Below are 12,862 nucleotides of genomic sequence, written 5' to 3' on the forward strand. Positions count from 1 at the left end.
TTAAAATAAAATTAAAATAACCTTTCAAGCTTTGTAATAATCTTATTAAAACTTGTGGTTAAAACAATCATTATATGATACAATCATCAGAATTAATCTTAAATCCAGACGGTAGTGTTTACCATTTAAATTTAAAACCAGAAAATATTGCACACGATATAATTTTTGTAGGAGATCAAAATCGGGTTGAAAAAATTACTCAGTTTTTTGATAGTATTGAATTTTCTACCCAGAAAAGAGAATTTAAAACGCAAACAGGAATTTTCAAAGGCAAACGAATTACAGTGATGTCAACTGGAATTGGTCCTGACAATATTGATATTGTAATCAATGAATTAGATGCATTGGTCAATATCAACTTGGAAACCAAGACACCTAAAAAAATATTAACATCGCTTAACATCATTAGAATTGGTACTTCAGGATCCTTGCAGACTGATATTCCAGTAGACAGTTTTGTCATGTCAAAATTTGGTTTGGGATTAGATAATATGCTTCGCTCCTATTTAATCGATGACATTTCAAATATAGAAATGGAAGATGCTTTCGTGAAACATACCAATTGGGATCTAAAAAAAGGAAAACCTTACGTTATTGCTTGTTCTACAAAATTAGAAAGAATGATAGAAAGTGATAAAATGCATAAAGGAATTACTGCGACTGCTGGTGGTTTTTATGGTCCACAGGGTCGAGTACTGCGTTTAAATATCCAAGACGAAAATTTAAATTCTAAAATGGATAATTTTCAATTTGCTGGTAATCTAATTACTAATTTAGAAATGGAAACAGCTGCAATTTATGGACTTTCAGCACTTTTAGGACATAATGCGCTTTCTTTGAATGCAATAATTGCAAACCGCGCTTCTGGAACTTTTAGTGAAGATCCATATAAAGCTGTCGATGAATTAATAGCCTACACTTTAGAGAAAATTGTTACAGGATAAGAAAATTAAATTTTAGAAATTTTATTCATATATAGTTTTAAAAAAGTTTTTATTATTTTTTTAAAACTATATTTGCTTTTTAGAATAAAACGATAATGAAAATAATACTTACAGGTGCTACAGGATTACTAGGGTCTCAAATAATGTATGAAATTTTAGAGCTTTTTATCAATAAAAAAATTGATGGCAAACTAATTATTTTTGCAAGAAATAGGGGAGTAAATTCAGCTTCTGATCGTATAAACAGCCTTTTATCTAGCTCCTACACTCCCAAAATCATAAAAGAAAAAGGAATAAAAAAACTACATGAATATTTAAAAATTATTGACACTGATTTAGCTGACGTTCAGGAAAGTTTTTTAAGTGAAATTACAGATGCATATTTCATTCATTCTGCTGGATTTGTAAATCTATCTACTGATGAAGAACATCGAGAAAAAATTTTTGACGAAAACACTACAATTACAAAAACTCTTTTTAGTATATTTCATCCTTTCATAAAAAAATTCATTTATATAGGAACTGCTTTTTCTTCTGGAAATCGCGAAGGAATAATATGTAATGATTTTCATAATTTAGGTTTTAAACCAGATCATCGAAATGCGTATGAAAATGCTAAATTTCATTCTGAAAATTTTATAGCAGAAGAGTGCAAGAAAATCGGTTTACCATTTCAAATTCTGCGACCTAGTGTTATTGGGGGTAAGATGTTAAGTAACGAGAATCCCTATTTTATATCGAAGTACATGGTTTTTTATCTTTTGGCAAAATTCTTTTACGTTCTTTCGCAACGAAAAGGGAATCAAGAAAATATACGTTTTATGATAAATGACGACACAGTATTGAATATTATTCCTGTTGATTATGTGGCTAAGGTAATTATAAGTTCCTTGGATAGAGTTGATATTGAGCAACTAAATATTGTTCACGATAAAAGTTTCAATATGACGGACGGATTGCAAATAATTATGAAGGAAGTGGGATATTCTAATTACACATTAATTCCTAATACAGCAAGTTTTAAGTATGCAAATTCAAGTGAAAAAATGTATTACGAAAGTATTGGCAAACATTTAAATCCTTACTTTATAACTAATGCCAATGAATACGATACTACCATATTGAACTCAATTCTCGAAATACCAAAACTGGATCAAGAAGCTTTAACTAATATGATTCGTTACGCAAAATTGAATAATTTTAAAGATATAAATGTATAATTAGTAAATAATTACAAATATCAATAATTTCAAAAGATGACTCTTATTCTAAATACTAAGCGTTTAATCTTACGAGAAATGCAGTTTTCGGATGCAAATGCATTATTTGAAATGGAAAAAAATCCTAATGTGCATCAATATCTTTGGAAAAAACCGTTAACGAATATTGCTGAAGTCAATACTTATATTAAAAGTGTTAGAACACAATATCATAATAATAATATTGGCCGATTTATAATCGTTTTAAAGGAAACTGATCAGATAATAGGTTGGGCTGGTTTAAAATACAATACTGAAATGGTCAATAACAAAATTCATTTTTACGATATTGGCTACCGATTAAATGAAAAATTCTGGGGAAAAGGATATGCAAGCGAAGCCAGTTTAGCTTGGATAGAATATGGATTTAATGTAATGAAAATCGAAGTTATGGGAGCAGCAGCACATACCGATAACTTCGCGTCAAATAGAATACTGCAAAAAATTGGACTAAAAATGACTCAACAATATCAGGAAGACGGCATTTCTTGGAATTGGTACGAATTAAAAAATCCCAACTTATAATGAAAACAATAAAAATAGCAGGAGTTCCCGAACATTTCAATTTACCGTGGCATTTAGCGATTTCAAATAACGATTTCAAAAAGGAAAATATTGATTTACAATGGACTGATGTTCCCGAAGGTACAGGTAAAATGAACCAAATGCTACGAGACAGCGAAACGGACATCGCCGTAATTCTTACCGAGGGTATTGTCAAAGACATCGTTGCTGGAAATAGTAGTAAAATAGTTCAGATTTATGTAGAAACTCCGCTAATTTGGGGAATTCATGTGGCAGCAAATTCTAATTTTATTTCAATAGCTGATTTAGAAAATAAAAAAGTTGCAATTTCTCGTTTAGGTTCTGGATCACAATTAATGGCATTTGTGAATGCGCACAATCAAAAGTGGAATATTGATAATTTTCAATTTGAAATAGTAAACACTATTGACGGTGCAGTTAAAAGTTTGACTGGAGGTACCGCTGATTATTTTATGTGGGAGCGCTTTATGACAAAGCCTCTGGTTGATAGTGGAATTTTTAGAAGAGTGGGCGATTGTCCCACACCTTGGCCGAGTTTTGTAATTGCAGTTCGAAATGAAATTATAGAAAATGAGTTTGACACTATTGCTTCTATCTTGAAAGTTATCAACAAGCAAACTCTAAATTTTAAAAACATTCCTAATATTGATCAGATTCTAGCCTCTAAATTTAATCAGAAGACCAACGATATTCGAGAATGGCTTGATCTCACTGATTGGTCACAAAATTCTCTATCTCAAGAAATGTTAAACAAAATTCAAAATCAACTTCTTGAACTCAAAATTATAGATAAAAAAGGTACTTTTGAGGAAATTGTAAAAATAGTATAGAATACTATTTTTATTTTCAAGTATGATAAAAATTAAAAACATCAATTTCCAGCAATTAAAACAAAAGTTTCAAGTAAAAAAACCTTGGGATGACGTTATAATTTTTGTTTTGAATATTTTAATTGCTATTCCTCTCTTTATCATTTTACATCAAAATTTAATAAATCCTAATTGGTTTTTAAATATTGATAGAATAATTCTTTTTATCGTGATGATAATTGTGATTCAAATAATCCTTCGTTTATTGAGAACGATTATTATTTTTTGTATCATTATCTATCTTCTCGTACTAGCTTATGGATCTACAATAGGCAATTATGGCTTTAATAGCGTTTTTGAAGATTATAATTCAATGATGTATACAATGTCCTATAATCCCTATCCGCAAGATATAATAATCGCTAAGCTGTTGCCATTTCCTAATAAATCTAAAATTATCAACGCTATAGAATATCAAAATCCTCGAATTAGGAATTTTGCAATAAAAGCCACATCAGAACATTTTAAAAATATAAAAGGATATGCTGAATATAGAACCATAATTCAGTGTTTTGCTGTTTTTAAAGAAATTAATAGTCGATGGAATTATGTAAGTGATCCAAAAGCTGGCGATTATATTGCAACAGCTACCGAATCTCTACTATATTTTTCTGGAGATTGCGACGATCACTCTATTTTAATGGCTGCAAGTGTGCGATCTATTGGTGGAACACCAAGATTAATTCATACCAAAGGCCACATTTATCCTGAAATACTAATTGGTTCAGAAAGCGATTTAGAAAAAGTGAATTTTTTAATAAAAAATATATTATTCCCTATTGAAAGTCACAATAAAAAACTTTTTTATCACGTAGATGAGCGGGGACAAATTTGGATGAATTTAGATTATACTGCAAGTTATCCTGGCGGACCCTTTATGTCTGAAGAAATTTTAGGTGCTTTGACTTTAGATTAAAAGCTTTAAAAGTTTTAATATCAGTTACTTATACTCTTTTTTTGTGTTTAATAATGCCAATATATAGTTTTTAACAATGTTAAAACAAAGCATCTTTTTAATCCACTACTTAAATTTAGTATAAAATCTTAAATCCGAAATTATTTTTAAAAAACTAGTTATTCCACCATAAAAGAATCTTCTTTAAAAAATTAAAAGTAGGTATAGAAAATAATTTTTAGATTCGAAAAATTTTAACTTATATATTAAATATGAAAAAGATTCAAACTGATTAATATTGTTTTTTTTGAGTTTAAACTCATTATTATTTTCTTAAATGTTTCTTATTACTATAGTTTTAAGAGGCAAAATTGCCTAAATTGAGTAAAATATAGCGGAGTACCTAATAAAAAATATCATGGAAAACACAAAATTAAAAGTTTTTATACCATTTCTTTATCTCGTTTGGTCTGATGATCTCTTAACTCAAAAAGAACATTTGGTATTAAAAAAATTTATATCAGTACAGAATTGGCTTAAAGACGACGAAAAGGTAGCGCTTATTTCTCAATTATCTATTTCTAATGCGCCCTCGAGATTTACAATGACAAATTGGAAATCAGAAATTAATACAGCTCTTGAGCACAATCCTGAAGCTCGATCGCTATTTGATATAGTAATAGAATTATCTAATAACGGAAGTGCAATAAGTGAATTTGCTACTAATTTTATCCAACTAGAAAATGATTTAGGAATTCTTGGCGAAGACGTAATCTCCAATTTTAAAAAAAATGTAATAACTTTTACCTCCACTCACCAATCAGATCCCACGTTTGAAATTTCAAAACTTACACAAATATTAGATGGCGAGCAGTCAGAAATCATCCAAAAAGTAAAATCGATTATTACCAGACCTGAATTCGCTTATGAAACCTCTACGGATACCGCTATTTACCGTGAAAAAGTATATCAATGGTGCAAAATTTTAGCGCGTGAGAATTTAGGAAACATGGCTTATCCCAAAAAATATGGCGGAGGAGAAAATATTGCAGATTACTTTGCAATAATGGAAACACTAAGTTACCATGATTTAAGTTTAGTTATAAAATTTGGTGTGCAATTTGGACTTTGGGGAATGAGTATCCATTCGCTTGGAACAGAAAAACATTATCAAAAATACTTAAAAGATATTGGTACTCTTAAATTGCCTGGTTGTTTTGCTATGACAGAAACCAATCATGGTTCGAATGTAAAAGGTTTAGAAACTACGGCAACCTACAACCATCAGAATAAAACATTTGTTATAAACACTCCACACGAAAAAGCTCAAAAAGAATATATTGGTAATGCTGCGATACATGGACAAATGGCAACTGTTTTTGCAAAATTGATAATTAATGAAGTTGACTATGGTGTAAATGCTTTTGTAGTTCCACTTCGAAATCAGAATAACCAGATTTTAAATGGAATTATAATAAAGGATTGTGGATTAAAAATGGGACTTAACGGCGTTGACAATGGTACTATAAGTTTTGACAATGTGATTATTCCTAAGGACAATATGCTGGATCGCTTTGCTTCGGTAAACGAGCAAGGTAAATTTGAAAGTCCTATTCCAAGTGACAACCGTAGATTTTTCACAATGTTAGGTACACTTGTTGGAGGTAGAATTGGAATTCCAAGATCAGCTTTGGCTGCAGCCAAATCAGGACTAACGATTGCAATTCAATATAGCGACAAGCGAAAGCAATTTGGTCCTGAAGGCGGTGAAGAAGTTTCAATCCTTAATTATAGAATGCATCAGCGAAGACTTTTTCCTTTACTCGCTAAGACCTACGCAATACATTTTGCGTTGCAGTATGTCACGAATCGCTTTATTAAAAGAACTGATCTTGAAATGCCCGAAATTGAAGCATTAGCGGCAGGTATGAAAGCGTATTCTACTTGGAATACAACTGCTACATTACAAGAATGTCGCGAGGCGTGTGGTGGTAAAGGATATTTGTCTGAAAATAGAATTGGTGTTTTAAAAAGCGATACCGAAATTTATACCACTTTTGAGGGTGACAATACCGTTTTAATGCAATTAGTAGCTAAAAATAGACTTTCAGAGTTTCGTAAAACGTATGGTAAAATGGATGCTATGGGAATAATTAGTTATGTTTATGAAAATACAAAGACAGTAATTGCCGAGAAAAATCCAATTATTACTAGAAAGACTGATGAAGCACATTTATTAGACGCTACTTTTCATTTAAGTGCATTTGAATACAGAGAAAAAACAATTCTAGCGTCAGCAGCAAAACGATTAAAAAAATTGATTGATGGTGGATTAGAACCGTATGATGCTTTTAATGTAGTACAACATCAAATGATCGATGTGGCACAAGCTTATCTAGATCGAGTTGTTTTAGAACAATTCATTATAGCAATAGATAAATTTGAAGATTCAAAAAGTAAGGATATAGTAAACAAATTGAGTCAACTTTATGCCTTATCATTGCTAGATAAGAACAAAGGATGGTATCTTGAAGATGGATACCTAGAGGCGATAAAAACTAAAGCAATACGTAAAATGGTCAATCAATTGTGCTGGGAATTAAGACCAGAAGCAATTTCATTAGTAAAAGCATTTGCCATTCCAGATAGTTGTCTTTCGGCACCAATAGCATTATAAAATAATTATTACAAAAAAGTATCTTATTAAATGCAATTTTACCAACACTACTAAACTTAAGTTTATTACGAGATTTAGATTTGTAGGGTCAGTGGAGATTCAATGAGCTAGTGTTTTGTGCACACCAGAAGCCTTAGCAGCTTATGGAGGTTCAGCCGTTTTTGAATGCCTTCCAGAGCGGATTAATCAAAGATTTATGCGAGTTGCCTCGGATATTGGTGAAGATCCAGCAATGACTAACATGATTTTGAAACAAGGTAAAAAAGTACTTTTAAAAAAAATGCTATTGTGATACCTGACCTTCTGGAACAATATCAGAGATTATATAAAATGTATATCCGTTGGGGTCGAAGCAATGTTAGTGAAAATTTAGCTATAGCAAAATATGTTTTTGTGAATTTTAGAAAAAATCTAAAGTAGCAACAAGACTATCGTTTGTAGATCAATTTTTAATTTTAGCTATGACCTACCCATTTTTGGTATTCATGGCCTATTTTATTGTGATAGACCCTCTTTTGTTTTTGAGTAGTACACTTTTAGGAATATTAATAGTTTCTATTTTTCCTGTACTCTTTTACGTAAAAAATATAGTGCTGCAGAATCATTGAGGCCCCAGGTTTACGGTATATTGTATACATTTGAACTTTTTTAGATTTGATCTTAAGCAAATAGTAGAGCTGATAAGAGAGGTTAGTTAACAAGTAAATTAATGTAAAAATAAGTACCTTTAGTTTTCTCGAAAATGATTAGAAACTACTTCTTTCGCAATAATCGTGTAAAAATCATTTAAAATATTGCAAACCGTCTTATCATTTTTAAGGCAGTTTTTTTTTAAAATTAATTCTATAAACGATCAAACGGTATCATCAGTCATAACTATAAGCTCTCAATTTTATTGAAATTATATTTGTCAAAACTCTATGAATTTAGATTTTATAGCGTACGAACTAAATTGTAATTTTGTTTGGGAGGAAATTTTTGTCGCTTCGAATTTAACTTTTATAACTTACCTATTATCTTAGGTATTTTTAGTGTTGATTCGATCAATGAGTTTATATGTTACATTTAGATTTAAAAATTTGTATTTGGATTATTTATAAAACATCTAAACTTCCTTTTCCCTCTCGAACAACTATTGGTTCATCACCTGATAAATCAATAATAGTAGAACCTACATTATCACCGTAACCACCATCGATAACTAAATCCACAAGGTTTTGCCATTTTTCAAAAATAAGTTCTGGATCAGTTGTGTATTCAATTACATCATCTTCATCACGAATGGAAGTGGAAACGATGGGATTCCCTAAAATTTTAACAATCTCTAGGGCAATGGAGTTATTAGGAACTCTAATACCTACCGTCGTTTTCTTCTTAAATTCTTTAGGCAAATTATTATTTCCCGGTAAAATAAAAGTGTAAGGACCTGGCAAAGCTCTTTTTAAGATCTTAAAAGTAGAGGTATCTATTTGTCTAACATAATCAGATATATTGCTCAAATCATTACAAATAAACGAGAAATTAGCTTTTTCTAACTTAATCCCCTTTATTTTAGCGATTCGTTCTAGCGCTTTAGTATTAGTAATATCGCAGCCTAACCCATAAACAGTATCTGTTGGATAAATAATTAATCCACCGTCTTTTAAAACCTTTACCACTTTAGCGATAGCCGCCTCGTTAGGTTTGTCTTCGTATATTTTTATAAATTGCGCCATGAGATTTTTAATTTTTGATTAACGATTTATGATTACTTGATTTCAAACTGAAACCGCACACTAAATACTATTTGCTGAGTACTACCCAATTATATCCAACTTTGCAAAACGCAATAATAATTTCTTAATTCCGCCTACTTCAAACTTAATTTCTGCTTTTTTATCCGCTCCTATTCCTTCTAGATTTATCACGTGGCCTTTGCCAAAGCGTTCATGCATCACTATATTGCCAGCAGTTAAACTATTATCAAATAAATTAGCATTACCAGAAACGGCATTAGTAGAAACGGGCTTTAATTTACGAACAGAAACACTTGATTGTGTTCCGCCTGCATTAGCTGATGGACTTGGAGGCGTTCCGCCAATTGGTTTTGCTAAACGCAATTTAGATTTATCAACATCTCCAAAAATGTCACTATCAATCATAGGTTTATAACGGTAATTATTCTCTGGTGGTGTAATATATTCTAAATATTGACTATCAATCTCCTCAATAAAACGGGAAGGTTCGCTATCAGTTAATTTTCCCCAGCGATATCTGGATTGCGCATAAGTCAAATACGCTTGATGTTCTGCACGTGTCAGCGCCACATAAAACAATCGACGTTCTTCTTCTAGTTCGCTTCTTGTGCTCATACTCATGGCACTTGGAAAAAGATCTTCCTCCATTCCCACCACAAAAACATGTGGAAATTCTAGTCCTTTTGCTAAATGTATCGTCATTAGTGCCACACGATCTTCGTCGCTGGTATCTTTATCTAAATCTGTCGCTAATGCCACATCTTCCATAAACTCAGATAACGCACCTCTTGCTCCATCCACTTCTATTTGACCTTCAGTAAAATCTTTTATACCATTCAATAATTCTTCAATGTTCTGAATTTTTGCCATTCCCTCTGGCGTTGCATCCTTCTTTAATTCTTGAACTAGGCCCGTTTTTTTTGCAACATGATCGGCGAGATAAAAAGCATCTTGATTTTCATTGATCGCTTGAAAACTTTGAATCATTGTTACAAAATCTAACAATTTTTGTTTAGTACCTGAATTTAATTTTAAATCGATACGTTCAATATTTTGCATCACTTCAAACATAGATCTTTTGTAGTGATTTGCTGCAATTGTTAATTTTTCTATGGTTGTGTTTCCAATTCCGCGAGCTGGATAATTGATAACACGCATTAATGCTTCCTCATCTTTTGGGTTAATCACTAAGCGCAAATAGCACAAAACATCTTTGACTTCTTTTCGTTGATAGAATGAAAGTCCGCCATAAATACGATAGGGAATATCTCTTTTACGCAACGCATCCTCCATTGCACGAGATTGTGCATTAGTGCGATATAAAATTGCAAAAGCGCCGTTATGCAACTGATTTTGCATTTTCTGTTCCCAAATAGTGCTCGCAACAAAACGACCTTCCTCATTATCTGTTAAACTGCGATGTACTTTAATTTTAGCACCAAAATCATTAGCGGTCCAAACGACTTTGTCTAGTTTTACTTTATTTTTATCAATAATAGTATTTGCCGCTTCCACAATATTTTTTGTCGAACGGTAATTTTGTTCTAATCGATAGGTTTTGACGCCTTCATAATCCTTCTGGAAATTCAATATATTATTGATATTAGCACCACGGAACGCGTAAATACTTTGGGCATCATCACCTACCACACAAATATTCTGGAACTTATCAGACAAAGCTCGGACAATTAAATACTGAGAGTGATTTGTATCTTGATACTCATCTACTAATATATAACGAAAACGATTTTGATATTTTGCAAGAACTTCGGGAAAACGGGTTAGAAGTTCGTTAGTTTTCAATAACAAATCATCAAAATCCATAGCTCCTGATTTGAAACAACGATCTACGTAATTCTGATAGATTTCCCCCATGCGAGGTTTTTTAGACATTGCATCTGCTTCTTGTAAATCAGGATCATTAAAATACGCTTTAACAGTAATCAAACTATTTTTAAAATTAGAAATTCTGCTCAAAACCTGTTTCGGTTTATAAACATCTCTATCCAACTGCATCTCTTTAATAATTCCAGAGATGGCACGAAGGGAATCTTGTGAATCATAAATGGTAAAGTTCGATGGATAGCCTAAATGTTCCGCTTCTGAGCGTAATATTCGTGCAAATACCGAGTGAAATGTCCCCATCCAAAGATTTTTAGCTTCGCCGACTCCAACAATATCAGAGATACGCTTTTTCATTTCGCGTGCCGCTTTGTTAGTAAAAGTCAGTGATAAAATACTAAATGCGTCAACTCCTTGATGCATTAAATAAGCAATTCTAATAGTTAACACACGGGTTTTACCAGAACCTGCGCCTGCAATAATTATCATAGGACCCTCTTTTTGTAGAACAGGTTCACGTTGTGCTTCGTTTAGTTGATCGATATATTTATGCATGGGAAATTTTTAATTATAAGAGTACAAAAATAGCGAATTTGACCGAGGTTTTAAGCATCTATAATCAACAATAGATCGCTTTAACCTAGAGATATTTGAAAAAGGAATATTCAATTACTAATTATAAAAAACATCGTAACCAAAGCGAATTAATGTACCAACTACAACTACCAGAAAGAATATACGTATAAAACTATTTCCTTTATTTATGGCTAATTTGGCGCCAAGCCAACCACCAATTGCGTTACTAAATGCCATGGGTATTGCCACTGCCCATATTATTTTTCCTTTCAAAATAAATAAGCAAATAGAACCAAAATTGGTCGACAAATTAACCATTTTAGCATTTGCAGAAGCATGTAAAAAATCAAAACCCATAATGGCAATAAATGCTACCACGAGGAAACTACCAGTGCCAGGACCAATAAATCCATCATATAGACCAACGATAAAACTAATTCCTATTGCATTAAAAATTTGTGTTCTGGGCGAATGATTCTTTTCTATATGCTGTCCAAAATTCTTTTTCGCATAAGTATAAATAACTAAAAAGGAGAGTACAATTAAAAGTAAGGGCTTCATAAAATCGTTGCTCACATACGTCAATAAAGTAGAGCCTAAAAATGCCGATGGAAACGCTAAGAGCATCATGATACTGAGTAGTCTCCAGTTCATATCTACTTTTTTAAGGTATTGATACGCTGCAAATGAAGTTCCGCTAAATGCAGGAACTTTTAAAGTTCCAATAACCGTTGAAACTGGTAGATTAGGCAGTAGTATTAATCCCATTGGTGTTTGTATCAACCCGCCGCCTCCAACAATTGCATCTATAAATCCAGCGACAAAGGCGGCAACACAAAGTAAAACTAGTATATACGTTTCCATTTCAATTATCAAAATTAAAGTCTGTTTTTAAAATGGCAAAAATACTATTCACATTGTGTTATTGCTAATTAAATCAAGTTGATTTGAACTCAAAAAAGTATATTTTTGCCTATTAAAAATTACATCAAAATGGATTCTAGTAAAATTATTGAAATACTTGCTTATTCCCTACCTTCGCTAATTACCGGAGCTGTGGCCTATTTATTATTTAGCTCTTATTTTAAAGATCAGCAAAACAATCGCCGTTGGTTATTGCAAAAAGACTCTCAACCATCCATTTTGCCGCTTCGATTGCAAGCTTATGAACGTTTGACATTATTAATGGAGCGAATCAATCCCTCTCAAATGATGGTGAGAGTAAATCCATTATCAACGGATAAATTTGATTATCAAAATTTAGTGATAGCACAGATAGATCAAGAATTTGAACATAATCTATCACAACAAATTTATGTTTCTGAGGAATGCTGGAGTATTATAACGACAGCAAAAAATGCAACTATTCAAATAATTTGCTTAGCAACTCAAAGTCAAAAAGTTAGCAATGCAGATAGTTTGCGTGAATTTGTAATTAATGAATTAATTGAAAAGCAATCACCAAGTTTTGCTGCTTTGTCATACATTAGAAATGAAGTGGGACAATTATGGTAGTCT

General features: G+C 31.9%; 11 protein-coding genes. 8 read left to right on the top strand and 3 right to left on the bottom strand.

All coding sequences use genetic code 11. The annotated features are described in order from the left end of the window. The first annotated feature begins 74 nt into the window (after positions 1–74). The 7 genes from BUA99_RS10605 (at position 75) to BUA99_RS15120 (ending at position 7,482) form a co-directional block, all read left to right on the top strand. Positions 75–944, top strand: coding sequence for a nucleoside phosphorylase (locus BUA99_RS10605; protein ID WP_072991934.1), 870 nt, complete (start codon positions 75–77; stop codon positions 942–944). A gap of 95 nt (positions 945–1,039) precedes the next feature. Beyond that, positions 1,040–2,164, top strand: coding sequence for an SDR family oxidoreductase (locus BUA99_RS10610; protein ID WP_072991937.1), 1,125 nt, complete (start codon positions 1,040–1,042; stop codon positions 2,162–2,164). A gap of 36 nt (positions 2,165–2,200) precedes the next feature. Next, entirely contained in the window at positions 2,201–2,728 is a 528-nt protein-coding gene (locus BUA99_RS10615; protein ID WP_072991940.1) for a GNAT family N-acetyltransferase, read from the top strand. Further along, a complete protein-coding gene (locus BUA99_RS10620) occupies positions 2,728–3,579 on the top strand; it encodes a substrate-binding domain-containing protein (RefSeq protein ID WP_072991941.1) in 852 nt (283 codons plus the stop codon). Before BUA99_RS10615 ends, BUA99_RS10620 begins: the two co-directional genes overlap by 1 nt. Before the next feature lie 22 nt (positions 3,580–3,601). Next, positions 3,602–4,534, top strand: coding sequence for a transglutaminase-like domain-containing protein (locus BUA99_RS10625; protein WP_072991944.1), 933 nt, complete (start codon positions 3,602–3,604; stop codon positions 4,532–4,534). A gap of 397 nt (positions 4,535–4,931) precedes the next feature. Beyond that, positions 4,932–7,190, top strand: a complete 2,259-nt coding sequence (locus tag BUA99_RS10630) for an acyl-CoA dehydrogenase family protein (RefSeq protein ID WP_072991946.1) — start codon at positions 4,932–4,934, stop codon at positions 7,188–7,190. 115 nt (positions 7,191–7,305) lie between these two features. After that, a complete protein-coding gene (locus tag BUA99_RS15120) occupies positions 7,306–7,482 on the top strand; it encodes a hypothetical protein (RefSeq protein ID WP_159430945.1) in 177 nt (58 codons plus the stop codon). Between the two features lie 802 nt (positions 7,483–8,284). On the opposite strand, the gene BUA99_RS10635 is transcribed toward BUA99_RS15120, so the two are convergent. The 3 genes from BUA99_RS10635 to BUA99_RS10645 all read right to left on the bottom strand — a co-directional run bounded on the left by BUA99_RS10635 (position 8,285) and on the right by BUA99_RS10645 (position 12,208). Beyond that, positions 8,285–8,905 carry an L-threonylcarbamoyladenylate synthase gene (locus tag BUA99_RS10635; protein ID WP_072991949.1) on the bottom strand — a complete coding sequence of 207 codons (621 nt, stop codon included), beginning with the start codon at positions 8,903–8,905 and terminating at the stop codon, positions 8,285–8,287. A gap of 81 nt (positions 8,906–8,986) precedes the next feature. Continuing rightward, positions 8,987–11,323, bottom strand: a complete 2,337-nt coding sequence (locus tag BUA99_RS10640) for an ATP-dependent helicase (protein WP_072991951.1) — start codon at positions 11,321–11,323, stop codon at positions 8,987–8,989. A gap of 117 nt (positions 11,324–11,440) precedes the next feature. Beyond that, positions 11,441–12,208: a sulfite exporter TauE/SafE family protein gene (locus tag BUA99_RS10645; RefSeq protein WP_072991954.1), complete on the bottom strand. Its 768-nt coding sequence runs from the start codon at positions 12,206–12,208 to the stop codon at positions 11,441–11,443. A gap of 129 nt (positions 12,209–12,337) precedes the next feature. Here BUA99_RS10645 and BUA99_RS10650 point away from each other — a divergent pair, with 129 nt between their 5' ends. Further along, positions 12,338–12,859 carry a DUF7935 family protein gene (locus tag BUA99_RS10650; protein ID WP_072991957.1) on the top strand — a complete coding sequence of 174 codons (522 nt, stop codon included), beginning with the start codon at positions 12,338–12,340 and terminating at the stop codon, positions 12,857–12,859. Positions 12,860–12,862 lie beyond the last annotated feature (3 nt).

This window comes from Flavobacterium segetis (assembly GCF_900129575.1).
Classification (GTDB): Bacteria; Bacteroidota; Bacteroidia; order Flavobacteriales; family Flavobacteriaceae; genus Flavobacterium; species Flavobacterium segetis.